Here is a 26,234-nt window from a genome sequence, read left to right as displayed (position 1 = left end):
TATGTCACTCATCGAAACGACATCACAGCCACGGCGGCGCGATCTTCGCATCCCGCTTGCGATGTTGCTGATCACCGTTGCTCTGGCGGCGCCCTACGTCGGCAGCCGCTATATGACCCATGCGCTCATCATCGCCTTGATTTTCATGCTCCCTGCGCACGGGCTGAACCTTCTTATCGGCTACACCGGTCTGCTCTCGCTTGCGCAAGCCGCGTTCTTCGGCATCGGTGCCTATGCGTCGGGCCTGCTCGCCGTGCATTACGGCACACCCTTCTACGTCAATCTGCTGGCGGCGGCGGCCATTGCCGGCGGCCTGGCCATGCCTTTGGGAATTCCGGCGCTTCGTTTGCGCTCCACCTCCTTCGTCATGTGCACGTTGGGTTTCGTCATCATCGGGCAGGCGATTGCGAAGAACTGGATTTCGTTGACGCGTGGCGATATGGGCCTTTCCAGCATTCCGAAGCCCTACTTCGCCCTCGGCCCATGGTCGTTCACTGTTTCCGGCACGACCAACTTCTACTATCTCGCACTGGCCGTCGGGGCTCTCGCAACCGTGCTGGTCTGGGCAATTGTCAGATCGCCGGCGGGACGGAACATGGTCGCGATCCGCGAAAACGAGACGCTTGCCGAATCCGTCGGCATTCCGACATGGCGCTACAAGCTGATCGTCTTCATGGTCAGTGCAGCCTTTGCCGGCGCCGGTGGCAGTCTGTACGCCTACTATCTCACGGTCGTCAGCCCCCTGACGTTCCAGATGTATTATTCCACCACCGTTCTCATCATCGTACTTGGTGGTGGCGCGGGGACGATTTCCGGCACGATCATTGGAAGTCTGCTCTTCGTCGGCCTGACCGAGGCGCTTCGGATCACGCCGGAGCTGAGAATGATCGCTTACGGTCTCTGCCTGCTGGTGCTCGTCTTCTGGTTCAAGAAGGGCTTTGCTCCACTGATAAACCGCTTCTGGGGCATGATCGGAGGTGTGAAATGACATCCCATCTTCCCATTCTGCAGATCAACAATCTCAGCAAGTCCTACGGTGCGGTGAAGGCGGTCAACGACGTGACCATGCATATCGAGCGTGGCGAGATTGCCGGCCTCATCGGTCCGAACGGATCGGGCAAGTCGACGTTCTTCGATTGCTCCACGGGTCTTGCGCGGCCGGATTCGGGGACCGTTATTCTCGATGGGCAGGACATTACCGGCTGGTCGCTGAACAGGATCGCCCGGGAAGGCCGGATGCTCCGCTCCTTCCAGAAGACCGTTACCTTCCGGTCTCTGGACGTCGAGGAGAACCTGATCATCGCCGGACAGATGTTCACCTTTCCCTCGCTGTTGTCGACGTTCAGCCTCGGCGGGAAGTCGAGGAACCGTGTCGCCGCGTTGCGGGAGCGTGCGCACGATCTCATCAAGATGGCCGGTCTGTGGGATGTGCGGCACCAACCGGCTGGCAACCTGTCGGGCGGCCAGCAGAAGCTGATCCAGTTTGCCTCGATGTTGATGCCGGAGCCGAAGCTCATCCTCCTCGATGAGCCGATGGCGGGCATCAACCCAAAAATCATCGAGCGGGTCGTTGAGACCATCCTCTATGCAAACAGGAGCCTCGGCGTCAGTTTTCTGGTGATCGAGCACAATATCGACGTCGTGACCAGCATATGCCAGCGCGTGATCGTCTTGGACCAGGGCATAAAGCTCGTCGAAGGACTGCCGCACGACATCATTCAGGACCAGCGTGTGAGGGAGGCTTACCTTGGCGGCTAATTCCAACCTTTCGATCCAGGGCCTTCGGGCCGGCTACGGCAACCTGGATATCCTCAATGGCGTCGACCTGGACGTGCCCTCCGGTCAATTCGTGGCACTCATGGGGCCAAACGGCGCCGGCAAGTCGACGCTGCTCAAGACCCTTTACGGCATGACGACGATCAAGGGCGGGAGTATCGGCTGGCACGACAAGAATATTGCCGGTTACAAGTCGCGGGCGATCCTGGGGGAGGGCATATCCTTCGTGCCCCAGGGACGCTGCAACTTTCCGCTGATGACCATCGACGAGAATCTGCAGATGGCGGCCTACACGCTTCGCGACGCAAAAGTGAAGGCCGACAGGGATTATGTCTACGAGCTTTTCCCGATCCTCAAGACACGACGGACGACGTTGGCCGGAAACATGTCCGGCGGCGAGCAACAGCTTCTGGAGGTCGCGATGGCCGTCCTCCAGCGGCCGAAGGTACTCCTGGTCGACGAGCCGTCGGTCGGTCTGTCCCCAGCGGCGATCGGCGTCGTCTTCGACGAACTCCTGCGGCTTCACGCGGCCGGAATGACCATTCTGCTTGTCGAACAGAACACCAAGAAGGCGATGGAGGTGGCGCAGCGCGCCGTCATCCTGCGCCTCGGCAAGGTGATTTGGGATGGCTTGCCCAAGGACATCACTCACGAGGAGCTGGGCGAACTCTTCCTGACCGGAAAGATGCGCGGCGAGGTCGAAGCTGCACACTAGAGCGTTTCCGCTTTTCTTCAAATCGCGAAAACGCCCTCGCCTTTTGTCTATACGCAATTCCGGACGGAAAACCGCTAGGCGCGTTTCCTGGAATTGCTCCAAGTCAACCGCCCCGCAGGGGTGAACATCACCGAGGAACTATCCATGAGCAATTTCGTGGCCGCGTCGCGCGTGGCGCGCATCAAGGTTTCGCCGAGCACTGCCGCATCCGCTAGAGCGCGTGAGTTAAAGGCGGCCGGCAAGGACATCGTCGACATGACGGTTGGCGAACCCGATTTCGACACGCCGGAAAATGTGAAGGCGGCCGCACATGCCGCGATCGAGCGGGGTGAGACCAAATACACTGCCGTCAACGGTACGCCGGCCCTTCGCAAGGCGATCATCGGAGACTTCGAGCGCCGCTTGTCGCTAAGCTATGCCGACAACGAGATCTGCGTTGGCGGCGGCGCCAAGCAGATTCTCTTCCTGGCGTTGATGGCGAGCGTGGAGAACAACGCCGAAGTCATCATTCCCGCCCCATACTGGGTATCCTATCCCGACATGGTCATCGCCAATGACGGCAAGCCGGTGATCGTCGAATGCCCGCAGGAACAGGGGTTCAAGTTGACGCCAGAGGCGCTCGAGGCGGCGATTACCCCCAAGACGCTGTGGCTCATCCTGAATGCGCCATCAAATCCCACAGGCGCCGCCTATAGCCGCAAGGAATTGGAGGCGCTTGGCGACGTGCTCCTCAGACATCCGCATGTGTTCGTTCTTTCGGACGATATCTACGATCAGGTCTGGTTTCGCGACGAGCCGATGACGACACTGGTGGCAGCCGTCCCGGCATTGAAGGACCGCGTGCTTCTGACCAACGGCGTGTCGAAGTCCTATGCGATGACGGGCTGGCGCATCGGCTATGCGGCGGGGCCGGCACTATTGATCGCCGCAATCAACAAGCTGCAATCGCAGATGTCGTCGTGCCCGTCGTCGATCAGCCAGGCCGCCGCCGCATTTGCGCTCTCTGCCGATCAGGCTTTCGTCCGCGATAGCGTGAAGATCTATAAGGAGCGGCGCGACTATGCTTGCGGCCGCCTCAATGCGATCCCCGGTCTTTCCTGCCGGCTGCCGGATGGCGCCTTCTATCTCTTTCCGAACTGCGCCGGAGTGATTGGCAGGAAGACCCCGGACGGCAAGGTGATTGAAAGCGATCTCGACTTCGTTCTCTACCTGCTCGATGGCGTCGGCGTTGCTGCCCTGCAGGGTGCGGCCTACGGTCTGTCGCCGTATTTCCGTCTTTCGATCGCCACCTCCATGGATGCGATCCGGCAGGCCTGCGACCGCATCGAGAGTGCCGTCCGGTCGTTGCAATAATTTCATTCTACTGCATCGGGAAGGGAGAGGCTTGCATCCTTCCTTCCCGAGAGATTAGGCTCCACGAAAAGAGCGTGGAACCATGAGTGTAGACTTCCGAAAGTTGCGAAGCTTTGTAAAGATCATCGATACCGGCAGCGTATCGCGCGCAGCCGCAATCCTGCGAACGGCCCAACCCGCATTGTCGCAGCAGATCGCGTCGCTCGAAACCCATTTCAAGCACAAGCTCCTGATTCGCAGCAATGTCGGAATAACGCCCACCGAGGCGGGCCTCATTCTATATCGTCATGCCCAGCTTATGCTGAAGCAACTTGACCAGGCCCAGATTGACATCAATCAGGCAGCAACTTCGGTAGCCGGCCGGGTCTCCATCGGGCTTGCGACCTATTCGACATCCAGTTCCCTCTCCTTACCGCTGCTACGGGAGATGAAGAGCAGGCACCCGCAGATCATTTTGCACATCAACGACAGCTTCGGCCAGATCCTCAGCGAGCTGATCATGACCGGCAAGATGGACATGGCATTGATCTATGCGTCCGATCCGATCAAGGGCGTCACACTCCAGCCGCTGTTCAAGGAGGAGATGTTTTTGGTTTCTCCACCCGATACTCCGCTACCTGGTGGTAAGGGCGATGCACTGCCTGTCGGGGCGTTGAGTGAGATGCCTCTTCTGCTCCCAAGCAAGAACCACCTGCTGCGCCGTCTCATTGACGATGCTTTGGCCCGGGCGAGAGCGACCCCGGACGTCATTTCCGAAATTGAATCGGTGCCCGCGCTCAGCGCGGCCGTCCTCGACGGCCTGGGATCGACCATTCTTCCGGCTTCCGTCGTGACGGCGACGCCCTCATTCGCCGGTGCACAGGTACGCGCGCTCACCCGGCCAGTCATCGATGCCACAGTTTCATTGTGCATTTCGGATCATCTTCCCCTGTCGGAACCGGCTCTTGCCGCCAGAGCGGTCCTGCTCGAAATCGTTGGACAGATGACCGGCAGTCAACATCCGGGTATCCGCCCCGTTTGATGATCTGGTTCTGATGCTGGTTTCCTCAGGCGAGCTTGATCACGCCAGCGCATGCTCGCTCTTGGCTTGGTGATATTCGCCATAAGCAAACCCTATGGCGGCAGATTGTAGTTGTGTTGGCCAAGCGCCGCCGCTGTCCAATAACCTCATGGAAGATAAAGGGTTCGACCTTTCGGGCTCGTCGTAAACGGGCGCATTTGGCGCCGTGCTTCTGCTTTGAGGAAAACATGGCAAAACTGGCCTTCGACACTGGCGGTACTTTCACCGACTTCGCGCTGCTCGACGACCGCGGTGAACTGCATCTTCATAAGGTATTGAGCACTCCTCACAATCCGGCTGAAGCTGTGGTTGCCGGCGTTTCGGAACTGCTGGAATTACACGCCGTATCCATCGACAAGGATCGTCTGCAAGTTCTCGGTGCTACGACTGTCGTTACCAATGCCGTTCTCGAACGCAAAGGCGTCGAGACGGGTTTCGTCACGACGGACGGCTTTCAGGACATGCTTCGCATCCGCAACGAGGGCCGATACGATCTCTATGATCTGAACATCAAGTATCCGGATCCTCTCGTCAGCCGTGCAAACAGCTTCGGTGCCGAAGAGCGTATCGCCGCCGACGGCGAGGTAATGACGAAGTTCAGCGATGAGAGCGTCCGTGAGATCGCCGGTCGCCTTCGCGAGAAAGGTATCCGTTCGGTCGCGGTTTGCCTGCTGCACGCCTACAAGTATCCGCAGCACGAGAAGCGCGTGGCAGCTCTTCTTCGTGAGGAGAATCCGGACATATTCGTGTCGATTTCGTCCGAGGTTTGCCCGGAAATGCGCGAGTTCGACCGGGCGTCGACCACGGTCGTCAATGCCTATACGCGTCCGCAGATGGCCGGACACGTCGCCCACCTCGAGCGAGAGTTTGGGCGGCAAGGAATCGATCGTCAGGTTCTTTGGATGACTTCCTCAGGTGGTCTTGTTCCCAGCCGCCGCGCTGCCGAACTGCCGGTTCGGCTGATCGAGTCGGGGCCGGCCGCCGGTGCGGTCGCAGCCGCCGAATTCGGGCGTGTGGCCGGCGAGACCAGCGTTTTGTCCTTCGACATGGGCGGCACGACGGCCAAGCTCTGCCTGATCCCGAACGGGGAGCCCAATGTCGGCACCGATCTCGAAGTCGCCCACTACCAGCGCTTCCGCAAGGGGTCCGGCTTTCCGCTGAAGATTCAGTCGATCCAGATGATCGAGATCGGCGCGGGCGGCGGATCGATCGCAGCGAAAAACCCTCTCGGCCTGCTCGATGTTGGCCCGCATTCGGCCGGTGCCGTGCCGGGGCCAGCAGCCTATCAACGCGGCGGCACCCAGCCGACCGTGACGGACGCCGACATCCTGCTTGGCTATATGGGCACCGGTTCCTTCGTCGGTGGTTCCTTCAAGGTCTCCAGGGAGGCCGCCCACGAGGCGATGGACAGGCTCGCCACCTCGCTTGGTGTTTCGGTTGAGCGTTGTGCTTGGGGTATCCATGATCTCGTCAACGAATCCATGAGCAAGGCGGCTGCGATGCATGCCACCGATCTTGGCGTTGACCCACGTTCGCTGCCGATGGTGGCGTTCGGCGGCGCAGGACCGGTCCATGCCTATGGAATTGCCCGCAAGCTCGGAATCAAGCGAATCATCTGCCCGACCGGCGCGGGTGTCAGCTCGGCGATCGGTCTCCTGATCGCTCCGGTGGCGGTCGATCTTTCCATGAGCCACCCGATGCCGATAAATTCCTGGGATAGTGACGAGATGAACCGGATCCTGGACGAGTTGGCCGCCCAGGGCGGGGAAGTCGTCTCGGCCGCGGGTGTCGCGAAGGAAACGATCACGAACCGGTTTACCGTCGACATGCGCCATGTCGGACAGGGCCATGAGATCACGGTTACCTTGCCGGATCGCAAGCTGCCCAGGGACGAGTTCCTGAAGAAACTCACCGACAACTTCTTCAAGCTCTATCGCGAATTGTTCGGCCGAACCGTTGCCGCTTCCGTCGAGGTCATCACCTGGCGTCTGCGGGCAAGCGGTGAGAAGGACCAGGTAACCCGTCCGCACCAGACGCAGCTCGCTGAAGCCAGGAAGGGCAGCCGTCAGGTCTTTTTCCAGGAGCTGGGCGTCTATGCGGAGACCCCGGTATTCGACCATTACAGGCTTCCGGTGAACAACGAGATCAAGGGACCGGCCATCGTCGAGCAGCGTGAATCGACAGCGGTCGTCGGGCCGAGCGGCGTCTTCCATGTCGATGCCAGCGGCAATCTCGTGATCAACATTCTCTGAGGAAATATCCGATGTCGAAGCCCATCACTGACTTCAACGATCCTATCAATCTGCAGGTCATGTGGAACCGCCTGATCTTCATCGCGGACCAGGCTGACAACGTGCTCGGCAAGACGGCATTCTCGCCGATCGTGCGCGAGAACCACGATTATGTGACCGTTCTTCTCGACAGCAAGGGGCGGGCGCTGGCCCAATGCACCTGGTCGATCCCGGTTTTCATCACGTCGCTGCCCGCAGCCGCGCAGAAGTTTTTTCTGCCGAAGTTTCCCGCCGAGACGCTGGAAGAAGGCGATGTGCTCGCGACCAACGATCCCGAGATCGGAACCGGACATCTTCCGGACGTGACCATGATCACGCCCATCTTCAAGAATGGAAAGGTCGTCGCGTACGCAGGTTCCATCGCCCATCTCCCGGACATCGGCGGAGCGCCGCTCCACTCCGAGGCCAGCGACATCTTCGAGGAAGGCATCCGTTTTCCGATCGTGAAACTGCTGAAGGCCGGTGTGCCAAACAAGGACGTGTTCGACATTATCGAGGCATCGGTGCGCCTTCCGACCGAAGTGCGTGGCGATCTCGAATCCATGATCGCCGCGAACAATGTTATGGGACGCGAGCTCGTCAAGTTTCTCGACGAATACGGTCTCGACGATGTCGATGGTCTGGCGAGTGCCATCCACACGCGCTCCGAAGCGCAGACACGCAAGGCCATTCGCGAGTGGCCGAACGGCAGCTATCCGGCGGAAATGCTTCTCGATGGCTACGACGTCGACATCAAGCTCAAGGCGACGGTGGTCGTAAACGACGATTCCATCCACGTCGATTATGCCGGAACATCGGCACAGGTGCTGCATTCCATCAATTGCCGCACCAATTACCGCTACGCTCATTCCGTCTATGCGCTGAAGTGCCTTCTTGATCCGGATACGCCGAACAACGAAGGCTGCATCACACCGATCACCGACGACGCCCCGCTCGGATCGATTCTCAATCCCGAACAATGGACGGCCGGCAATTCGCGCAACCTGATCGGCCACGCCATCCCGTCGCTGATCTTCAAAGCTTTGCAGCGGGTGGTTCCCGACAAGGTTATGGGTGACAGCGGCGGCGCGCCGATCTGGGCGGCGAACTGCGTCGGCCGCCGCGACGATGGCACGCAATATGGCTCTGTTCAGAATTTCCATGGCGGCCAGGGCGCCCGCGCGGAATTCGATGGCCTCGACACACTGAGCTTCCCGTCGAACTGCAAGGTCACCGCAATCGAGATGTTCGAGATCGCCGTTCCCGCGCTCACCGAGCGCAAGGAGCTCATCGCCGACTCCGGCGGCGCCGGCAAGCATCGCGGAGGTCTGGGGCAGCGCGTCGTTCTTCGTAACCTCGGCAAATCGCCGATGAACATCTATCTCGCATCCGAGCGTGTGCGTCATCCCTGCTTCGGCGTCGTCGAAGGGCAGAGCGGAACTGCCGGCAAGGTCATGAAGGAAGGCAAGCCACAGTTTCCCAAGGGCAAGGTCGTTCTCAAGACGGGCGAACGGCTCGAAGTCGAAACTCCCGGCGGCGGCGGCTGGGGGCCAGCAAGCGAGCGCGCGGCCGAGTTTGTTGAACAGGATCTCGCGCAGGGCTTGATTACGCCACAGGCAGCGAAGACCGTCTACGGCTATAAGGGCGCCAGTGCCGTCGCCGCAGAATAGGAGATTTCGAAATGGATTTGCTTGATGGGAAGATCGCTCTCGTAACCGGAGCCGGGACCGGAATTGGCAAGGAAGCAGCACTTCTGCTCGCAAAGGATGGCGCCAGTGTGGTCCTGACCGGACGCCGGCTCGATCCGCTGCGCGAGGTTGCCGAGCAAATCGCCGCCGCAGGCGGCAAAGCTTTCCCGAGAGCGCTCGACATCGCGTCACGGGACGAGATCTCCGCGGCCGTCAAATGGGTGACGGAAGAGGTCGGCCCGGTCGATATTCTCGTCAATAATGCCGGAAGCGCCAGCAAGGTGCTGAACGCCCGGTTCTTGAGCGAGGAGGAATGGAACTCGACCGTCAATGTCAATCTGACGGCCGTTTTCAATCTGACCCAGGCAGTGCTCCCGGACATGATTGCCAAAGGCGAGGGAACTATCATCACCGTGTCGTCGCTGGCGGTGCTCAATCCCAATCTTCTTGGCGGTGCCGCCTATGGTGCCGCGAAGGCGGGCGTGAAGAACTTCATGACCTTCCTTCATAACACCTACCGCAACCAGGGCATTCGGGCGACGACCGTCCTTCCCGGTGAGACGAACACGCCGATCATGAACAATCGAGCCCGCCCGCCGCTCGATAGCGAACGCGCGGTCATGCTCGATCCGCACGATGTCGCACGCGCGATCGCGCTGTGCGCCAGCCTGGAAAAAGGGGCCGTGATTCCGGAGCTGCATATTTGTCCGACATTCATGCGTGACACATCTGCCGACATCGAAATTGCGCGATGGGTGGGAGCGCCCGCCGACACGCCGGATCTACCGAAAAGCTAATCAGGAGGAAACACCATGAATGGAGCAAAACTGCGCGCCAGCCTTCAGGCCGGCGAACCCGTAACCATGTTCACGCCACATCATTGCTCCTCAGGGCTGGCAGCCCGCCTGATCGAGCTTGGCGCCGACTCGGTGTTCGTCGATTGCGAGCACGGTACATGGAGCTTCGAGGATGTCCGCGAAACCTCGCAGATCGTTCGCTCCGTCGGCGGCAGCGCGATCGTCCGGCCGCATTCCCACGAGCGTCCGATCATCATCCGCTACCTGAACGCGGGCGTCGACGGCATCATGATGCCCATGGTGGAGAACGCCGATCAATTGCGCGCCATTGTCGATGCCGTTCGCTACGCCCTTCCGTCGGATCATGAGAAGCGCCTCTTGGTGGCAATGATCGAAACCGTCGATGCGATCGACAAGCTCGAGGAAATGCTGGCGGTTGAAGGGGTGGATGTCTTTTTCATCGGCCCGGGGGATCTTTCCCAGAACATGGGTTTCCCGCCGGCGCCGCCCTTCGGTGAAGCGCGCCCGGTAGAAGTCCGCGAGAAGGTCGGCGAGGCGGTTCGAAAGATTCGTTCAGCCGGAAAGGTGGCGGGCACTCTTGTGACGGCAGACGAACTTCCCGTCTGGTTCGAGCAGGGCGTCCAATTTTTCTACATCCATTCCGATCCGTTCCTGCGCCGCGGCATCGCTGCGGTCAGGCGGACGCTGGCCCGCTGAGGCAAAGCGAACAAAATTCGGGTCATTACTTCCAAGGACGTGTGTCGGAAACAGCTTCTGGATCGATCGGAAACCTCCGGCTCATTGCCGGTATGCGTGAAGGCGCGCCATATCGTCCCCAAGACTACGGCATGTCTCGGAAAACGATGGTTGTCGGGCTGCCGACGGGCATGATCTCGCCGATTGGAGTTAAATCTCCGTCGTTGCAACGAAACTGGACAATGCAATCACTGTCTTCGTTTGCCGCATACAAATACCGTTCGTCCGAATCGAGCGCAAAGAAGTGCGGTGTACGGCCTTGCGATGGCTCCCATCCTATGACGGCAAGCGCACCGTCTGCGCCGACACCGAAGACGACGATGGAATCGTGCCCGCGGTTGGAGGCGTAAAGAAAGCGCCCGTCCCTGTTGATCTCGATCTCGGAGGAGCGGTTATTGCCAACATAGCTCCGCGGCAGGGCAGACGCGCTGTCACAGAGCGTCATTCTGCCGGTGGCGTCGTCAAAATCATAGGTCGTAACTGTCGAGTCGAGTTCGTTCAGCACATAGGCGAGCGGTAGCTTGGGATGAAAGACAACGTAGCTCAGGCCAGCATTTTTGCTTGAGCAAGTTCGATGTCTATCGGTCTACAGACACGTCGTGTAAAATTTGCCGTAAACAGAGTAACGTTCATCCAATGTGAGGATACCCTCATCCGAATTGCGCATCGAGGTGCGCGACCATATTAGCGATTGATAAGTCGTTAAGCATCTCAGATGCAAGCTCATCGTAGAGCATCCAGATTTTGAACGAATACGAGGTCAGCTACAATGTGGTCAAATTAGGCAATGATTTGGGCGTTGAACGAACCTTTAAGCCTGTAGCTTCGCGGCGTCGGATGAGACCGCCGCCACCCGCGGGCCATAAAAATTTGGGTGCCAGCCGTCAAGCGCCAGTTCCGGAGATGTGTTCAGTTTGTTACATAGCAGCGGATTAACATTTCTAGATGCATCCAAGTAGTTACCGATTCATGCTCCTTTTCTCGATTTGACCAACGAGCATCTACTCGTGGCTTCGATTGTTAGTTTCGCTTGCCATTGTGTCTCTCAAGCAGCCAGAGTTAACAGCCGCTTCGACTGACGACGGCCGCACGACAAATTGTTCGATGATGGGAAAGCGCTCGGAGCACTGCTACCGATTACATTGTTTTGACTTACGCATGAGCAGGAAGGCAAGGATGGACAGTTTTGTCAGTACACAAATAGATGAGTTATCGGCTTTACTTGCTCTTTCGCGAAAGGGCTCCTTCGTGGGAGCTGGCCGGCTGATAAACAAACACGCTTCTGTAATCTCCAAACGAATTGTAGCGCTTGAAGAAAGACTTGGCGTCCGGCTCGTGGAGCGGACGACAAGGCAGGTGAAATTGACCGAGGCAGGCGAGAAACTTGCATCGGAAGTGCTGGCGGCACAACAGCTCATTGCGGATGCGGAGCAGGCAGCTTCGGAGGGGGCGGCAGAACCGAAAGGCAGACTCCGGCTTGCGCTGCCGGCGGCAATGGGGCGGAAGTGGATCGCGCCGCTCCTGCCGGATTTTCTTCTTAGCTATCCGCAGGTCGAATTGGACGTTCATTTCGGCGAACAGTTTCTCGACCTGATAGATAATAGGATCGACGTGGCGGTACGGATCGGAGCGTTGAGTGATAGCCAGCTGATTGCCAAGAAATTGGCGGATCACGAGCGGATTTTGTGCGCGGCGCCGAGCTATATTGCGCGCCATGGAAACCCCAACGCCCCCGCCGAACTGGGCTCTCACAACTGCCTTCAGTTCAACGGTTTCGCGACGTTTCCAGAATGGCATCTGTTCAATGGCGACCGAAGGGAAGTTGTCCACGCGCGGGGCGTTATGACTTCCAATGATAGTCCCGCATTGACCGAGGTTGCCAAGGCTGGACTTGGCATTCTTGGGGCCGGCGAGTGGCTAGTGGCCGAGGAAATGGCCAGGGGGGAGCTCGTTAGGGTCCTTCCGGATTGGAGGTTTGACCAAGAGAGCGGCATATATCTCTTGCGGCCCTCGAAACTCTACGCGCCAGCTCATGTAGCAGCCTTTTGCAACTGGATCACCGCGATGTTTCGCGGCGCCCCTCCCTGGCGCAAATTCACTATCAAGGCGTAAGAACGATCGCTCCACCAGCCCTTCCTTCTTCGAGGACGCGGTGAGCCTCCGCCGCGTCGGTAAGGGCGAAGGTTTTCGACGTTCTTGCTGGAATGATGCCTTGAGAAAGAGCGCTTAGAACATCCTGCGCCCTTGCTTTGTACTCGACAATATCCGAAGCATGAGCTGCGAGCCCAGGGCGGGTAATGAAGAGAGATCCCTTGGTATTAAGCGTTGACATCTCTACGGCAGAGGGAACTCCGCTCGATGCCCCGATTGAGGCCAGAAGCCCGCGCGGGCGCAGGCAGTCCAGCGATGCGGAGAAAGTGTCTCGACCCACACCATCGTAGACGACATGCGCCTTCGTTCCGTACGTAACCCTAGCAACCTCGCCGGCCAGATCCGCGCTCCACACTAGGACTTCATCGCATCCAGCCGATTTCGCTAGCTCGAGACTAGACTCCTTGGAGACGACGCCGATCACGAAGGCTCCAAGATGCTTGGCCCAAGGTACAAGGATCTGTCCGACCGCGCCTGCTGCGCCGTAGACGAGAACCACCGTTCCCGCACCGACGGAATAGGTTGACTTGATGAGGTACTGGGCTGTGATGCCTTTGAAAAGCACCGTCGCGGCAGCATCGAAACTCACATTCTCGGGAAGCTTCACGAGCCTCTGAGCCGGATAGATACGTCCGGTCGAATAAGCTCCCGCTGCTCCAAGGACATAGCCGACACGATCTCCGACCGATATGTCGGGGACATCCACCCCGACTTTGGTAACAAAGCCAGCCGCCTCCAATCCTATACCGCCGGGGATAGCTAGGGGTGCGGTTCCCTTTCTCTGCATGACGTCGAGGTAGTTGACTCCGATCGCCTCGTGCGAGATCCAGACCTCGCCGGGACCTGGATCTCGTTGGCTAATCTCCACCCTTTTCAGAACCTCGGGTCCACCAGTCGTTGCTACGGAAATCGAAAAAGACAAAGCATTCTCCTATGCTTGCGGACGGTACCCGATTGATGATATGGAAATCGAAATCTTCCAGCAATGTAACATTCACGCAGGTATCTCTAGCACCTCGTGCATCAATCCCTAGCAGGCCGAGCAGCCGCCAGCGCGAAGGCACTCGTATCGCATTCCGAGGCGCTAATCGCGCGGTTGAAGCTGGAGATCGAGAAGGTGCGCCGCGAGCTTTACGGCAGCCGCTCTGAGCGCAAGGCGCGGCTTCTCGAACAGATGGAACTGCAACTCGAAGAACTCGAAGCTGATGCCGGCGAAGACGAGCTCACGGCGGAGATCGTTGCCAAAAACTCGACCGTCAGGGCCTTCGAGCGCAAGCGCCCGTCACGCAAGCCCTTTCCTGAACATCTGCCGCGCGAACGTGTCGTTATCGCCGCCCCAGCCAGTTGCCCCTGCTGCGGCTCAGCAAAGCTGTCGAAGCTCGGCGAGGATGTCACCGAGACCCTGGAGGTCATTCCTCGTCAGTGGAAAGTCATTCAGACCGTGCGGGAGAAGTTCTCCTGCCGCGAATGCGAGAAGATCACCCAGCCGCCAGCGCCCTTCTATGTGACGCCACGAGGCTTTGCCGGCCCGAACCTGCTGGCAATGATCTTGTTCGAGAAATTCGCCCAACACCAGCCGCTCAATCGCCAGAGCGAGCGCTATGCCCGAGAGGGGATCGACCTCAGCCTGTCGACGCTGGCCGACCAAGTCGGCGCTTGTGCCGCGTCGCTCAAGCCAATCCATTCGCTGATCGAGGCGCATGTTCTGGCCGCTGAACGGCTGCATTGCGACGACACGACAGTGCCAATCCTGGCGAGAGGCAAGACCGACACGGGCCGCATCTGGACCTATGTCCGGGACGATCGGCCGTTCGGTGGACAGTCACCGCCCGCTGCCCTCTACTATGCCTCTCGGGATCGACGGCAAGAGCATCCAGAGCGACATCTGAAGTCCTTCACCGGCATTCTGCAGGCGGATGCCTATGGCGGCTATAACCCGCTGTTCAAAGAACATCGCGATCCCGCGCCTCTGCGCCAAGCACTCTGCTGGGCACATTCGCGGCGCAAGTTCTTCGTGCTGGCCGATATCGCCACGAACGCCAAACGTGACAGCAAAGCCGCGCCGATCTCACCAATGGCGCTGGAGGCCGTCAAACGGATAGATGCCCTGTTCGATATCGAACGGGAGATCAACGGTCTTGCCGCCGAGCAGCGCCTGGAGCGCCGCCGCCAAGACAGCCAGCCGCTCGTCCAAGAACTGCATGACTGGCTCCAAGCCGAGCGGGCAAAACTGTCGCGCAGTTCTGCTGTATCTGAGCCGATCGACTACATGCTGAAGCGCCGGAACGGCTTCACTTCATTCCTCGATGACGGCAGGATTTGTATAACGAATAATGCCGCTGAACGCGCGCTCAGAGGCTTTGCTCTCGGCAGGAAGTCATGGCTCTTCGCCGGATCGGATCGTGGTGCCGATCGTGCCGCCTTCATGGCTACGCTGATCATGACTGCCTTATGCCGCGCGCGGCATAAGGCAGTTTATGCCGACCGGCGAACTATGCCGATTAGGCAAGTTTTTGCCAACGTTTTCTATCATATAGCGGTAGCCCGATCGGCATAACGTAGGGTCTCTCCGTCGCAATTGACGCGAAGGAGAGGACACATGAATGCAGATGACTATTTGAAGCGTAGCGCACTCTATCGGAAGCTGATCCACGGTCCATATCAAGAGTTTGCGCGCGTTTACGCCGCCAAATTGTCGAAGGAGGGCTTGGGTCAGCATAGCACCTGGCGTTCACTGAGCCTGTTTCGAGACCTGATGGACTGGCATGTTGGCAACGGGTGCGACCGCCGTGATTTAGGTGAGGTCGATGTTGAGCGGTTTCTCGAGCATCGTTTGAGACATTGGAGGCCGGATCCCGGGGACCGATCCGCGCTGCGACGCTTGCTTTCCTCACTGCGAGAAGAAGGCTTGATATCAGCGGCTCGACCGATTGAGCGCACGGAACACGAGCAGATTATCGATATATTCGCCGTTTATCTCTCGAATGAGAGGGGGCTCGCTGCTTCGACGGTGGGCAGCCACAAGCTGCTTGCGTATCGTTTTCTGCAGGAGGTCTGCCCGGCCGGCACAGATGGGTTTTCGGCGTTCACGCCTGAGATTGTCATCGGTTATATCGAGCGACATGCGCTCGATGGCTCCGCCGATAGTGGCAAAGCAATGTGCGGGGCGGTACGTGCCTTCCTGCGCTATTTGCATGTGAAGGGCTTAATCGCGACGGCGCTGGCCGACTGTGTGCCGTCCATCCGACGCTGGCGACTTGCCGGCCTTCCAACATTCCTACCGCCAGAGAAGGTCCAGAAGGTTCTGGATGCCTGTGATCGGACGACGGCAATGGGTCATCTGGAGAAGCTAACCCAAGTGCATCATGGCCGTTTTGGAGGGTAGGGCATTAGCTACCTTCACGCAAATAGGCAGCAAAGGCTTCGGCGGGGGTGCGGTATCCGAGGCATTTGCGCGGCTGCGAGTTTAGATGATGCGCTAACTCGGTCAGCTGTTGCTGGGTGACGTTGGTAAGATCCGTGTCCCCAGGCATGAAGCGTCGGATGCGTTTGTTTGTGTTCTCGACGGCGCCTTTCTGCCATGGCGCGCTGGGGTCGCAGAACCAGCTCCTGGCGCCGATCCCTTCCTCCAAAGCCCTGAAGCCGCTGAACTCCGTGCCGCGATCGAAGGTAAAGCTGCACCGCGCCAGCGCTGGCAACGGCGAGAAGGCATGAACGATCTTATCCATGATCGGTCGGGAGTGGCGGCTGTTGTTCTTGAGCATGACCGTATAGCGGCTCTTGCGTTCAACCAGCGAGGTGACGTTGGTCGGTCCAAGCTCCCGCTTGAAGATCAGCAGGTCGCCTTCCCAATGCCCGAACTCGGTTCTATTACCAATAAAATCAGGCCTTTGGGATATCCTGCAATCGGCCGGGAAGACGTTGCCTCGCGGCCGGCGAGAGCCTCGAGGGCGACGCTTGCGGCGTGCCTCCGGCAGGTAGCGATAGAGGCCCAGACCGTAATCCTCCTTGCAGTAGACAAACCGATAAATCGTCTCCGGGCAAATGCGAACAGCGTTTGCGCCATCTTCGGCAAGACGACCGGCAATCTGCTCCGGTGACCAATAGGCCTTCAGGCGATCAATGACCAGCTCGCGCAATCTTGGATGCCGCCTGAGCTTGCGCAGTCTGCGACGCCGCTCCTTGGCGATATCATCGGCGATCGTATCGAAATAGCCGGTGTACTCGGGAAACTCCCCGTCATGGAAAGTATTGCGCGTGAGCTCACGGTAGATCGTCGAGCGGTGACGTCCAAGCTGGCGGGCGATCTCACCAATCGGCACTTTTCGCTCTCTGAGATGATAAAGACGGCGACGATCGGCGAGGGTGAGCTGCTGATAGCAAAGCGACATGCCAAAATCTCCAAAGTGAAGCCATTGAAATTACTGACATGTCGCACTTGGAAATAGAATGTACCGCGCCGCACGTGGGTTTTGCCTCCGGCTGCGCCATCACGATGATCGCGAAGCAGGCACTCGAACGGGCAGGCATTGACGGCTATGCGCATCATGGCGCCCATCTTTTCCGCCACAGCCTTGCGACCGACCTTTTGCGGTCAGGCGCCAGCTTTGCCGAGATCGGCCAGCTGCTCCGCCATCGAAGCATCGACAGTACAAGGATCTATGCCAAGCTCGATATCGAGAAGCTGCGTGAACTGAGCCTGCCCTGGCCGGGAGGTGTGCAATGAGCCGGCTTCGCACCGCGCTTGAGCGCTACGTCGGTATGCGCCAAGGGCTGGGATACAAATATGACGGTCCGGCAAAACGATTGTCGGAGTTCGTCGCTTTCATGGAAGCCCGCGGCGCCGAGACCATCACGACAGACCTTGCAATGGAGTGGGTCACCTCAATGGGCCGGCAGCCGAGTTGGTCCGTCCGCCTGGTTGACGTGCGCTGCTTTGCCCAGCACCTGGCTCATTTCGATCCTCTGACGGAAGTACCACCAAGCGACGCTGTACCGCCGGCACGGCGCACAAAGCCCTACATCTATAGTGAAGTCGAGATTCAGGCGCTTCTGGCGGCGGCCCTGTCGCTGCCGCCGGCCGGCGCCCTTCGGCGATGGACATATAACTGCCTGTTCGGATTAATAGCGGTGACCGGTCTGCGCCATTCCGAAGCGCTCGGCCTGCTCCGGACCGACGTCGATCTCGAGCAGGGCATCCTCACCATTCGAGAGACAAAGTTCGGCAAGTCACGGCTGGTGCCGCTGCATGCCACGACGATCGCCGTCCTCTCAGACTATGCCGTCCGACGCGATGCACACCTCGGTAAGCAGCGCAGTCCCTATTTCTTCGTTGCCGAACAGGGCGGCAGATTGCTGCATCAATACGTGCACCGCGTGTTCTGGCAACTATCCCGCCAAGTCGGTTTGCGGCAGGACGGGCAGCGCGACGGGCCACGAATACACGATCTAAGACATCGTTTTGCCGTCCAGACCCTGATCAACTGGTATCGCACCGGCGAAGATGTGGAACGCGAACTGCCGGTTCTCTCGACCTTTCTCGGTCATGCTAACGTTCGCGACACCTACTGGTACCTGTCCGCCGTGCCGGAACTGATGAACCATGCGGTCCGGCGATTGGATAAGCGTTGGGAGGCTCGGTCATGAGACGCACGAACGACTTGGCCGTGCTGATCGAGCGGTGGTTCACAGATCGGCTTATGAAGCATCGAGGTGTAAGTTCCAACACCATCGCCTCCTATCGCGACACCTTCAGGCTCCTCTTTGCGTTCGCACAGACGCGCCTTGCGAGATCCCCATCTCAATTGACATTGCGGGATTTGGACGCCCCTTTCATCACCGCATTCCTGGAGGACCTTGAGACGAAGAGATCTGCCTCGGTGAGGACCCGGAATCTCCGCCTCACAGCCATCCGATCCTTCTTCCGGTATGCAGCGTTCGAGGAGCCGGCACATAGCGCCCATATTCAGCGTGTGCTCGCGATCCCCAGCAAGCGATGCGACAAGCGGCAGCTTCAGTTTCTCACTAGGCCCGAGATTGAAGCGATTCTGGACTGTACGGATCGAAGCACATGGCTGGGACGTCGCGATTACACTTTGCTCTTGCTGGCCGCGCAAACGGGGTTGCGGGTATCGGAGATTGTCAACCTCGACCGAGACTCGGTCATACTCGGCCGGGGTGCGCATGTGCAGTGCGTTGGCAAGGGCCGCAAAGAGCGAAGTACGCCCCTCACGAAGGTCGCACAGCAAGCCCTTCGTCACTGGCTCAAGGAGCCCAGAAAGCGAAGCGCAACGGCGCTCTTTCCGAACATGCACGGTGGCAAGCTCAGCGCTGACGGCGTGCAGGCACTGCTGAACAAATATGTTGCCAAAGCGCGCGAACACTGCCCCTCCCTTCGCTCGAAGCGAGTGTCGCCTCATGTCTTGCGGCACAGCGCTGCCATGGAGTTGCTACAGGCGGGCGTCGATTGCTCCGTCATCGCCCTGTGGCTGGGTCATGAGGCGATGGAAACGACGCTGACCTATCTACATGCACATCTTGAACTGAAGGAATCTGCACTCGCAAAGCTGAAGCCGTACGAACGCGCCAAGGCCGAGCGATTTCGACCAAACGACCGGCTTCTGGAATTCCTGAACGCCCTCTGAGCATGAGAACTATGCCGAGTGTCAACTACCAGCTCCCGGCTGAACTGGCCGGGAACGTGCGGTGGACCGTCCCCATCAGAAGAGGCGTTCGGCATAGTTCGCCGGTCGGCATAAACCGCGAAGCTCAATGACATCGATCCACAGGCCTGGCTCGCCGACGTTCTCGCCAACATTGCCGACACGCCGATCAGCAGGCTGGAGCAGTTGCTGCCGTGGAACTGGAAACCGACGCAAACAGCAGCCGTTGCGGCATAGGATCAACGATGGATCACAAAGCCAACCGAGCTATCATTCGGAAAATATTGCTCACAGAATGGGACCCCATCGGGGTGTCGGACATTCCTGAAGCGCAAGACGAATATGATGCCTATGCCGATACCGTCTTTGGCATGCTGACCAACCAAACCGCCTCAGTTGACGCCATCGCGCAGTATCTCTTCAAGATCGCGACCCAGCACATGGAGCTCTCATACCCAGAACTTGCAGAGCGCTGCGACAAGGCTGCCAAAGCTATCGCGGAACTTCAGTCAGGCCGCTGAAGCTGGACACCATCAGCGCCAACCGCGGTAGTCACCGGATGCTTACTTTTGTTCGAAAGATTTTGGATGAATACTCCGCGAGCGCCAATCACAAGCGCATTGCTGTCCATGGGGGCGACTTTTGTGGAAGCTCGTCGAGTGACCTGATGGTCAACCTTGCGCTCAGCCCGCCGGATGATTGATCATGCAAGCTCAACGCCCCACCGTGCCGTTCGGCAATGCCATGAGCAATTGCAAGACCAAGCCCGACGCCGCCATGCTGGCGCACCGAGCCACCTTGGCTTGCAGTGAAGAAACCTTCCATGACTTTCAGTTTCATATCATTGGGGAGCCCTGGTCCGTTGTCGTTCACGCAGATCGTCACTTCGCCGTTCGACGCATGATCAAGTGCCACCTCGATTTCCTTTGCATAACGAGACGCATTGTCTATGAGATTTGAAACCGCGCGAGCCAGCAATCTTGGTTTGCAGGTGAGAGGCAACCTTGACGGACCGGAAAAGGCGATGGAAATGCCCATATCGGAAAACCCCGCAACGACAGTTTGAATAAGGCTTGTCAGATCAGACTTGCGCGTAAGCCCAACGTCGGACGTCGCGTTCCTGAGATAGCTCATGTTTTCATCGATCATGTTGGTGACCGCTTCGATATCACCGAGCATCTGCCGTTGAAGCTCGCCGTCAGGACAACATTCAACCCGCATGCGAAGCCTAGTAAGTGGTGTTCGCAGGTCATGTCCCATTGCCCTCAGCATCTGCGACCGGCCCTCGATAATTGTTTTCACTTTGGCGGCCAATGCACTGAAAGGCTCGGCGAGACTTCGCAGTTCGCTGGTTTGGCCGGTCATGAAAAGGTTCGGAACATCGTCATCGTCGCTAACTCTGCGCGCCATTTGGGTAAAGCGAATGAGGGGGCGAATAATCAAAAGACTAAGGTAGAGCGATAGTCCGAGTGCGGGCAAGACGAACAGGCTGACCCAAATGACGTCGTTGGCTAGATTGACCCCGTAGGCGGAAGGGTCTCGAAGTCTGATGTTCCTGAATACAAGCAGGCGTGAACCGGTGATCGCAAGGGAAACTTCGGAGGTTCGCAGCTCTGCGTCGATAGGATTCGCTTCTGCGACCAGCTTCGCGAGCATCGTTGTCAGATGCTCGCGAAGCTCTTCCTGTTGGTCCATATTCGGAACATGGACCGGTCTGGACGTATTGACAAGTTCTCCCGTAAAACCGGCCCTCATCACCGCCTGCAATGCATTGTCCAGGTCCGGCTGAGATTCGGCGCGACGAACGCCCTCAGCCAGCATTATCAGCTGGCCGGACGTAAAACTTGCCCACTCGCGCCGGGCTTGCTCAACATCGGAAAAAGATTTGGCGAACACGGCTAGGATCGTCAGCACGACGATTGGAAGTGCCGACAGCAAGAAGATCTGGTTCTTGATCGAGGACGGCCAGAGCATGTTCCGTGTCATGGAGTCTTCTCCACTGCCGGCGTAAATACGTAACCGCCCAAGCGGACCGTTTTTATCAAGCTCGGTTCGCGAACATTGGGTTCGATTTTCTGGCGAACCCTGCTGACGTGAACATCAACGCTGCGCTGGGCAGGGCCGGCAGAACCCGCATATGTCAAAGAGAGAAGTTGTTCACGGGTCATGATCTGACCCGCATTGCTGCAAAAGGCGAGCAGGATATCAAACTCGGTTGTTGTCATCGTCACCTCGACGCCTTCGGGATCTCGCAGTTGACGCTTTACCGCGTCGACCTGCCATCCTAAAAAGCTCATTGAGCCCGAAAAGGTCTGCATCGAAGGACCATAAGATGATCTGCGGATCAGAGCTTTGACCCTGGCGAGAAGTTCGCGGGAATTGAACGGCTTTGTGACATAGTCGTCGGCACCGAGCTCTAGTCCCAGGATCCTGTCGATATCCTCGTCAAGAGCCGTCAGCATGAGAATTGGTGTCGTCAGCGTATCGCGAAGTCTGCGGCATATGCTGAAGCCGTCTTCCCCTGGAAGCATCGCATCTAAAATAATGAGATCAAACTCTTGGATGAGCAAGGCGCGATCCATTTCGAGACCGGATCGTGCGGTGGATGCACGATAGCCTGCCCCCTCAAAGATCGCCACTAACATGCGCGCTATATCACGGTCGTCCTCGACGATGAGGAGGCAAACTTGGCCATGAGACGCTGTCTGTTGGAGCACGAAAACACCCCCCTGAAGTTTTTCGCTAGCAATAACTGAATAAATATATAAACTATGCAGTACCTTTTTAAAAGCTACCCAGGAGAATTTTAGTGGCCGGAGTTGGACAGAACGTCGCGTTGGTGGACGGACGAGCGAACGACGCTCGGGATAAGCCGAATGAAGCAATCGAAATGGCAGCACCGCAGACGCGGCCTCCTGCGGACAGAAGGCTGATTCACCGTGTGCTCGCGATCGTACTGCTCGTGGTGCTGGTTGTCTGTAGCGGCTGGTTCTGGCGCTATTGGACGGAAGGCCGCTTCATACAGTCCACGAACGATGCATTCCTTCAGGCAGACCAGACCGCCATTGCTCCGAAAGTGCAGGGCTATGTCGAAACGGTCTATGTGACGTCGAACCAGAAGGTCTCGGCGGGCGATAAGCTATTGAAGATCAGGTCGCAGGACTACGAAGCCAAGGTCAATCAGGCCGAAGCCGCCCTCGAAGCCTCCAAGGCCGACCTCGTCCGCGCGATCGCCGAGGCGAAGCGCCAGGTTTCGGCGGTTGGGCAGGCCGAGGCTCAACTCGCATCGGCTCATACCCAGGCAAAATTCGCGCAGAGCCAGGTGGATCGCTATCAGTCACTTGGCAAGAGCGGTGCGACGTCGAGCGAACAGGTTGCCAACTATATCAGCCAGCGCGATCAGGCGAACGCTCAGGTCAATATCGCCGAAGCCTCGCTTGCCTCTTCAAAGGAGGCGATTAATACCGCCGATGCCGCCGTCAAGCAATCAGAGGCAGCGGTGAAGCAGTCTGAGGCCCAGCTCGCCTCAGCCAAACTCGATCTCGACGCCACAATCGTCATCGCTCCGATAGCAGGGACCGTCGGTGACAAGACGGTCACCGTCGGCCAATACGTCCAGGCCGGCACGCGGCTCATGACCCTCGTGCCCGTCGAAGACCTGTATCTCGAGGCCAATTTCAAGGAGACGCAGATTGAGTTGATGCGCGTCGGTCAGCCCGCGATGATCAGCATCGACGCGATAAGCTCGACCAGCCTGCACGGGACCGTCGAGAGCTTTGCGCCGGGGACCGGAGCCCAGTTCGCCCTCATCCCAGCGGAGAACGCGACGGGCAACTTCACCAAGATCGTCCAGCGCGTTCCGGTGCGTATCAAAGTGGAGGCCGGTTCGGAGGCCCGCGAGATCCTCGTTCCCGGACTGTCCGTGACGGTGGATGTAGATACGCGCGGCGCACGCAAGGAGCAAAGCAGACTGGCCGAGCAGGAAACAGATTCGAAGGTGACGAAGTGAGCAGAGCCGCAACGGTCGGGGCCGGCCCTGTCGAAATGCCGGAAAAGGCCGATGCAGCTGCATGGCTCGCTGTGGCCGCGGGCATCATCGGAGCCTTCATGGCGGCGCTCGACATCTCCATTACAAATTCGGCACTTCCGCAAATACAAGGTGAAATCGGGGCGAGCGGTACCGAGGGGACATGGATCGCAACCTCCTACCTCGTAGCCGAGATCATCATGATCCCGTTGAGCGGTTGGTTGGCCAACCTTCTCGGATTGCGCAGATTTCTGATCATAATGACGATGCTTTTCGTCAGCTTCTCAATGCTATGCGGCTTCTCCACCTCGCTCGGCATGATGATCTTCGGACGCGTGGGGCAGGGGTTCACAGGGGGAGCGATGATCCCTACCGCAATGACAATCGTCTCCACCAGACTGCCACCCTCCCAGCAACCGATCGGCATGGCATTCTTCGGCTTGACCGCGGTCATGGGGCCAGTCGCAGGCCCATTGGTCGGCGGTTGGCTGACGGAAAACGCGAGCTGGCACTACGCCTTCTTTCTCAACCTTCCCGTCGGCATTGGTTTGCTCGTGCTGCTCACTCTCGGCTTGCCGGCAGCCAAGATGACGGAGGAATTGCTGAGAGAGGCTGACTGGATCGGTATTGTCGGATTATCGGTCTTCCTTGGGTGCCTGACGATCGTCTTGGAAGATGGGCAAAGCCAACAATGGTTCGAATCTCAATTCATCGTCATGTTGACGGTGCTCACGTTGATTGGTCTTGTGCTGCTCGTGCTTGGCCAACTCTATTCAAAGCGCCCGGTCATTCGCCTCGACATTCTTTTCCAGCGCTCGTTCGGAAGCGTGTTCATAACGGCGCTGGTAACAGGGGCCGCCCTTTACGGTGTTGCCTACCTTATTCCGCAGTTCCTTTCGAACGTTACAGGCTATAACGCTCTCCAGTCGGGAACGGTCGTGCTTCTTAGTGGCATTCCGATGTTTCTTGTAATGCCGTTCATTCCCGTGCTGGTGAGAAATCTCGATCTGCGCATCGCCATCGTTTTCGGCCTGCTCTGCTACGCAACCAGTTGCTATATCGACACGACGTTGACCGCAGCAGCGGACGGCAGCGATTTCTACATTTCGCAGGTATTGCGCGGATTTGGGCAGGCTTTCTCCCTCATTTTCCTCAATCAAGCCGCAACGCGGTCGGTGCCTAAGGATGTGGTCCAGGACGCGGCGGGACTTTATAGCGCCGCCCGCAATCTCGGCGGGTCCATCGGTCTCGCCATCATTGCCAGTCTTCAAGAGCGCCAGATCTCATTCCATACACAAAGATTGTTCGAAGCAGTCACCGCCAACTCGATTACCATGCAGGATCGCCTGCGCGCGGCGGGCACAGATCCGGCCGGTGCGCAACAGGTCATCGGAAACCTGTTTCAAACGATCATCCGCCAAGCGACGGTGATGGCTTTCAACGATATGTTCTACTTTTACTTCGTCTCGCTCATTTTGGTCATTCCCCTGGTGTCGATTCTGAAGCCGATCCCAAAGGGACCAGCCGTAGCAATGCACTGATGTGGCTTCATCAGTTGCCGCGGGTCATCTGTATGCGAACTCAACCACCTGCGGCGGTTCAACCTATTGCGGTGCGGGACGGGTAGGTCCTATATTCGTACATGAAGAAAGGGAGCGGAATGTCGGCACTAACAGCACGGACAAAGCGAGAGGAACCTGCTTCGCTAAAGAAAATCACGCCGCCGCGTCCGCGCGGACGCCCGCCCAAGGGAAGTGAAGCTCAGCTCACAGATGATATCGTCGCTGCCGCGCAGCAACTTTTTCTCCTGCACGGCTACGAGGGAACGAGTACGGACGACGTCGCCGGGGTTGCGCAGTGTTCGAAGAGGACCATGTACACCCGCTTTGCAACGAAGGCCGACCTCTTTGAAGCCGTCATCCTGAAGTTTGTAAAGGAGAAGCAGGCACACACGAGCACGTATATCGCAGGTGGGCTGTCGCTTCGGGAACGTCTTGTCAAACTGACGGAGAGGATGGTTAAGACTTTTCTCGAGCCGGACGTTCTGGCACTTTATTTTCTCATTCACAAAGAGGCTACACGCTTTCCGGAACTGGCGAGAATCGTGGAGGAGGCCGGACGCAAGCCTTCGCAGCAAATGCTGAAATCCGTTTTGGCCGAAGGCGGCGTAAAAGGCGATCTCGATTTTCTCGCCGAGCAGTTCTTCTCACTCATTCATGCGCCAGTCGTTCGCCGTGCGCTGGCAGGCAATACGGATGCGACGGAAGAGTTGCTTGAAAATGAGCGTCGCTCGGTCGACTTTTTCCTGAGAGGTTGCGGCGTAGCCGCTGATTCCTAATGTTTCCATAGGGTTGCAAACCTGGCTAAGTGGGTCGCGTTTCGACTGCCATCGCACTCGGGCAGGTTACGCCGAGGCTTCGTACGATCTCAGCGCATGGCTCTCGTGCTCGTACCCTGAACTGTCGACATCTCTAGAATTCTTATCATCTGCGTCAACCGGACATCTGATCCCTAGCCGAGCTATATGATCGGCTACCGGCGTCGCTATTTGCTGCAACGCATGTGGCTTCTTTGTGGCGCGATGAAACATCTCTTAACAAAAGAAAACCCTTCGCAGCGCCGAAGGCTGTCATGAATTCTCGCGCGGCAACACGCTGCAGCAATCAGAGAGTAGAAGTCAATATTCGCATTGGCGACATATTCCAGAAACAGGAGGCTCCAATGAGAGCAACAGACAGAAATATCCTCATCGCTGGTATAATTCTCAGCTTCGTCGGCTCGCAGGCCATGGCTAACGACCATCAGCACAAGCGTCCGAAGGACGTGGATGCCCAGTATACGCAGGAGGTCAAGCAGGCAGCCTCAACACAATACACAGATGCTCAAAGCCGGGCTGCGCAAGCAAAGAGCGAGGCGTCGCAGACTCGTGATAGCGCACGCAGTGCAGCTTCGCAGGCAAAGAGTGCGGCATCGCAGGCT

At 58.2% G+C, this 26,234-nt stretch carries 23 protein-coding genes and 2 pseudogenes; 20 read left to right on the top strand and 5 right to left on the bottom strand.

Going from position 1 to position 26,234, the window contains the following annotated elements:
• Nucleotide 1 precedes the first annotated feature (1 nt).
• The 9 genes from ABOK31_RS34235 (at nt 2) to ABOK31_RS34195 (ending at nt 10,376) form a co-directional block, all read left to right on the top strand.
• Nucleotides 2-988: a branched-chain amino acid ABC transporter permease gene (locus tag ABOK31_RS34235; RefSeq protein WP_349962974.1), complete on the top strand. Its 987-nt coding sequence runs from the start codon at nt 2-4 to the stop codon at nt 986-988.
• On the top strand, nt 985-1,758 hold the full coding sequence (locus ABOK31_RS34230) for an ABC transporter ATP-binding protein (RefSeq protein ID WP_349962972.1): 774 nt from the start codon (nt 985-987) through the stop codon (nt 1,756-1,758). The genes ABOK31_RS34235 and ABOK31_RS34230 overlap by 4 nt, the downstream gene beginning before the upstream one ends.
• On the top strand, nt 1,748-2,491 hold the full coding sequence (locus ABOK31_RS34225; RefSeq protein ID WP_349962970.1) for an ABC transporter ATP-binding protein: 744 nt from the start codon (nt 1,748-1,750) through the stop codon (nt 2,489-2,491). The genes ABOK31_RS34230 and ABOK31_RS34225 overlap by 11 nt, the downstream gene beginning before the upstream one ends.
• Nucleotides 2,492-2,635: 144 nt before the next feature.
• Nucleotides 2,636-3,844: an aspartate transaminase gene (locus ABOK31_RS34220; RefSeq protein WP_349962968.1), complete on the top strand. Its 1,209-nt coding sequence runs from the start codon at nt 2,636-2,638 to the stop codon at nt 3,842-3,844.
• Between the two features lie 82 nt (nt 3,845-3,926).
• Nucleotides 3,927-4,865 carry a nitrogen assimilation transcriptional regulator NAC gene (gene nac / locus ABOK31_RS34215; RefSeq protein WP_349962966.1) on the top strand — a complete coding sequence of 313 codons (939 nt, stop codon included), beginning with the start codon at nt 3,927-3,929 and terminating at the stop codon, nt 4,863-4,865.
• A 227-nt stretch (nt 4,866-5,092) separates the two neighbouring features.
• Nucleotides 5,093-7,156: a hydantoinase/oxoprolinase family protein gene (locus ABOK31_RS34210; protein WP_349962965.1), complete on the top strand. Its 2,064-nt coding sequence runs from the start codon at nt 5,093-5,095 to the stop codon at nt 7,154-7,156.
• Nucleotides 7,157-7,167: 11 nt separating this feature from the next.
• Nucleotides 7,168-8,844, top strand: coding sequence for a hydantoinase B/oxoprolinase family protein (locus ABOK31_RS34205; RefSeq protein WP_349962963.1), 1,677 nt, complete (start codon nt 7,168-7,170; stop codon nt 8,842-8,844).
• Between the two features lie 11 nt (nt 8,845-8,855).
• On the top strand, nt 8,856-9,659 hold the full coding sequence (locus tag ABOK31_RS34200; RefSeq protein ID WP_349962961.1) for an SDR family oxidoreductase: 804 nt from the start codon (nt 8,856-8,858) through the stop codon (nt 9,657-9,659).
• Between the two features lie 15 nt (nt 9,660-9,674).
• Nucleotides 9,675-10,376, top strand: coding sequence for an aldolase/citrate lyase family protein (locus ABOK31_RS34195; protein WP_349962960.1), 702 nt, complete (start codon nt 9,675-9,677; stop codon nt 10,374-10,376).
• A gap of 124 nt (nt 10,377-10,500) precedes the next feature.
• Here the strand turns inward: ABOK31_RS34195 and ABOK31_RS34190 are convergent, their stop codons facing one another.
• Nucleotides 10,501-10,920, bottom strand: coding sequence for a beta-propeller fold lactonase family protein (locus ABOK31_RS34190; RefSeq protein WP_349962958.1), 420 nt, complete (start codon nt 10,918-10,920; stop codon nt 10,501-10,503).
• A gap of 671 nt (nt 10,921-11,591) precedes the next feature.
• Between ABOK31_RS34190 and ABOK31_RS34185 the strand changes: the two genes are divergently transcribed.
• A complete protein-coding gene (locus ABOK31_RS34185; protein ID WP_349962956.1) occupies nt 11,592-12,527 on the top strand; it encodes a LysR family transcriptional regulator in 936 nt (311 codons plus the stop codon).
• Here ABOK31_RS34185 and ABOK31_RS34180 read toward each other — a convergent pair.
• A complete protein-coding gene (locus ABOK31_RS34180; RefSeq protein ID WP_349962955.1) occupies nt 12,517-13,488 on the bottom strand; it encodes a quinone oxidoreductase in 972 nt (323 codons plus the stop codon). The two genes, ABOK31_RS34185 and ABOK31_RS34180, sit on opposite strands and share 11 nt — an antisense overlap.
• A 123-nt stretch (nt 13,489-13,611) precedes the next feature.
• On the opposite strand from ABOK31_RS34180, the pseudogene ABOK31_RS34175 reads away from it, so the two are divergent.
• Nucleotides 13,612-15,015 (top strand): annotated as a pseudogene (locus ABOK31_RS34175) (IS66 family transposase); the annotation flags it as partial.
• Nucleotides 15,016-15,165: 150 nt separating this feature from the next.
• Complete coding sequence (locus tag ABOK31_RS34170; RefSeq protein WP_349962954.1) at nt 15,166-15,951, top strand: hypothetical protein; 786 nt, start codon at nt 15,166-15,168, stop codon at nt 15,949-15,951.
• Between the two features lie 4 nt (nt 15,952-15,955).
• Here the strand turns inward: ABOK31_RS34170 and ABOK31_RS34165 are convergent, their stop codons facing one another.
• On the bottom strand, nt 15,956-16,957 hold the full coding sequence (locus tag ABOK31_RS34165) for an IS30 family transposase (protein WP_349962953.1): 1,002 nt from the start codon (nt 16,955-16,957) through the stop codon (nt 15,956-15,958).
• 38 nt (nt 16,958-16,995) lie between these two features.
• Here ABOK31_RS34165 and ABOK31_RS34160 point away from each other — a divergent pair, with 38 nt between their 5' ends.
• From ABOK31_RS34160 to ABOK31_RS34140, 5 genes and pseudogenes are all read left to right on the top strand, one after another.
• Nucleotides 16,996-17,292 (top strand): tyrosine-type recombinase/integrase, encoded by a 297-nt coding sequence (locus ABOK31_RS34160; RefSeq protein WP_349962951.1) that lies wholly within the window; start codon nt 16,996-16,998, stop codon nt 17,290-17,292.
• The gene (locus ABOK31_RS34155) at nt 17,289-18,212 is read left to right on the top strand and encodes a tyrosine-type recombinase/integrase (protein WP_349962949.1); all 924 of its coding nucleotides are present in this window, start codon (nt 17,289-17,291) and stop codon (nt 18,210-18,212) included. The genes ABOK31_RS34160 and ABOK31_RS34155 overlap by 4 nt, the downstream gene beginning before the upstream one ends.
• Complete coding sequence (locus tag ABOK31_RS34150; protein WP_349963124.1) at nt 18,209-19,210, top strand: tyrosine-type recombinase/integrase; 1,002 nt, start codon at nt 18,209-18,211, stop codon at nt 19,208-19,210. The genes ABOK31_RS34155 and ABOK31_RS34150 overlap by 4 nt, the downstream gene beginning before the upstream one ends.
• Before the next feature lie 114 nt (nt 19,211-19,324).
• Nucleotides 19,325-19,465 (top strand): annotated as a pseudogene (locus ABOK31_RS34145) (transposase domain-containing protein); the annotation flags it as partial.
• Entirely contained in the window at nt 19,423-19,749 is a 327-nt protein-coding gene (locus ABOK31_RS34140; protein WP_349962947.1) for a hypothetical protein, read from the top strand. The pseudogene ABOK31_RS34145 and the gene ABOK31_RS34140, both read left to right, overlap by 43 nt.
• A gap of 88 nt (nt 19,750-19,837) precedes the next feature.
• Here ABOK31_RS34140 and ABOK31_RS34135 read toward each other — a convergent pair whose 3' ends face one another.
• Nucleotides 19,838-21,214 carry an ATP-binding protein gene (locus ABOK31_RS34135; protein WP_349962945.1) on the bottom strand — a complete coding sequence of 459 codons (1,377 nt, stop codon included), beginning with the start codon at nt 21,212-21,214 and terminating at the stop codon, nt 19,838-19,840.
• Nucleotides 21,211-21,873, bottom strand: a complete 663-nt coding sequence (locus ABOK31_RS34130; protein WP_349962944.1) for a response regulator transcription factor — start codon at nt 21,871-21,873, stop codon at nt 21,211-21,213. Before ABOK31_RS34130 ends, ABOK31_RS34135 begins: the two co-directional genes overlap by 4 nt.
• A gap of 164 nt (nt 21,874-22,037) precedes the next feature.
• On the opposite strand from ABOK31_RS34130, the gene ABOK31_RS34125 reads away from it, so the two are divergent.
• From ABOK31_RS34125 to ABOK31_RS34115, 3 genes are all read left to right on the top strand, one after another.
• The gene (locus ABOK31_RS34125) at nt 22,038-23,237 is read left to right on the top strand and encodes an HlyD family secretion protein (RefSeq protein WP_349962943.1); all 1,200 of its coding nucleotides are present in this window, start codon (nt 22,038-22,040) and stop codon (nt 23,235-23,237) included.
• Between the two features lie 35 nt (nt 23,238-23,272).
• Nucleotides 23,273-24,796 carry a DHA2 family efflux MFS transporter permease subunit gene (locus tag ABOK31_RS34120; RefSeq protein ID WP_349963123.1) on the top strand — a complete coding sequence of 508 codons (1,524 nt, stop codon included), beginning with the start codon at nt 23,273-23,275 and terminating at the stop codon, nt 24,794-24,796.
• 119 nt (nt 24,797-24,915) lie between these two features.
• Nucleotides 24,916-25,593: a TetR/AcrR family transcriptional regulator gene (locus ABOK31_RS34115; protein ID WP_349962942.1), complete on the top strand. Its 678-nt coding sequence runs from the start codon at nt 24,916-24,918 to the stop codon at nt 25,591-25,593.
• Nucleotides 25,594-26,234 lie beyond the last annotated feature (641 nt).

The sequence above is a fragment of the Rhizobium sp. ZPR4 genome (genome assembly GCF_040215725.1).
GTDB classification, from domain to species: Bacteria; Pseudomonadota; Alphaproteobacteria; order Rhizobiales; family Rhizobiaceae; genus Rhizobium; species Rhizobium rhizogenes_D.
This window is presented reverse-complemented; position numbering and strand designations above follow the sequence as displayed.

What these genes read in the sequence shown, in the direction of transcription:
- ABOK31_RS34235 (WP_349962974.1), top strand. Translation starts at nt 2, where the DNA reads ATGTCACTCATCGAAACGACATCACAGCCACGGCGGCGCGATCTTCGC.
- ABOK31_RS34230 (WP_349962972.1), top strand. Translation starts at nt 985, where the DNA reads ATGACATCCCATCTTCCCATTCTGCAGATCAACAATCTCAGCAAGTCC.
- ABOK31_RS34220 (WP_349962968.1), top strand. Translation starts at nt 2,636, where the DNA reads ATGAGCAATTTCGTGGCCGCGTCGCGCGTGGCGCGCATCAAGGTTTCG.
- nac (WP_349962966.1), top strand. Translation starts at nt 3,927, where the DNA reads ATGAGTGTAGACTTCCGAAAGTTGCGAAGCTTTGTAAAGATCATCGAT.
- ABOK31_RS34210 (WP_349962965.1), top strand. Translation starts at nt 5,093, where the DNA reads ATGGCAAAACTGGCCTTCGACACTGGCGGTACTTTCACCGACTTCGCG.
- ABOK31_RS34205 (WP_349962963.1), top strand. Translation starts at nt 7,168, where the DNA reads ATGTCGAAGCCCATCACTGACTTCAACGATCCTATCAATCTGCAGGTC.
- ABOK31_RS34200 (WP_349962961.1), top strand. Translation starts at nt 8,856, where the DNA reads ATGGATTTGCTTGATGGGAAGATCGCTCTCGTAACCGGAGCCGGGACC.
- ABOK31_RS34195 (WP_349962960.1), top strand. Translation starts at nt 9,675, where the DNA reads ATGAATGGAGCAAAACTGCGCGCCAGCCTTCAGGCCGGCGAACCCGTA.
- ABOK31_RS34185 (WP_349962956.1), top strand. Translation starts at nt 11,592, where the DNA reads ATGGACAGTTTTGTCAGTACACAAATAGATGAGTTATCGGCTTTACTT.
- ABOK31_RS34170 (WP_349962954.1), top strand. Translation starts at nt 15,166, where the DNA reads ATGAATGCAGATGACTATTTGAAGCGTAGCGCACTCTATCGGAAGCTG.
- ABOK31_RS34165 (WP_349962953.1), bottom strand. Translation starts at nt 16,957, where the DNA reads ATGTCGCTTTGCTATCAGCAGCTCACCCTCGCCGATCGTCGCCGTCTT.
- ABOK31_RS34160 (WP_349962951.1), top strand. Translation starts at nt 16,996, where the DNA reads ATGTCGCACTTGGAAATAGAATGTACCGCGCCGCACGTGGGTTTTGCC.
- ABOK31_RS34155 (WP_349962949.1), top strand. Translation starts at nt 17,289, where the DNA reads ATGAGCCGGCTTCGCACCGCGCTTGAGCGCTACGTCGGTATGCGCCAA.
- ABOK31_RS34150 (WP_349963124.1), top strand. Translation starts at nt 18,209, where the DNA reads ATGAGACGCACGAACGACTTGGCCGTGCTGATCGAGCGGTGGTTCACA.
- ABOK31_RS34135 (WP_349962945.1), bottom strand. Translation starts at nt 21,214, where the DNA reads ATGACACGGAACATGCTCTGGCCGTCCTCGATCAAGAACCAGATCTTC.
- ABOK31_RS34130 (WP_349962944.1), bottom strand. Translation starts at nt 21,873, where the DNA reads ATGTTAGTGGCGATCTTTGAGGGGGCAGGCTATCGTGCATCCACCGCA.
- ABOK31_RS34120 (WP_349963123.1), top strand. Translation starts at nt 23,273, where the DNA reads ATGCCGGAAAAGGCCGATGCAGCTGCATGGCTCGCTGTGGCCGCGGGC.
- ABOK31_RS34115 (WP_349962942.1), top strand. Translation starts at nt 24,916, where the DNA reads ATGTCGGCACTAACAGCACGGACAAAGCGAGAGGAACCTGCTTCGCTA.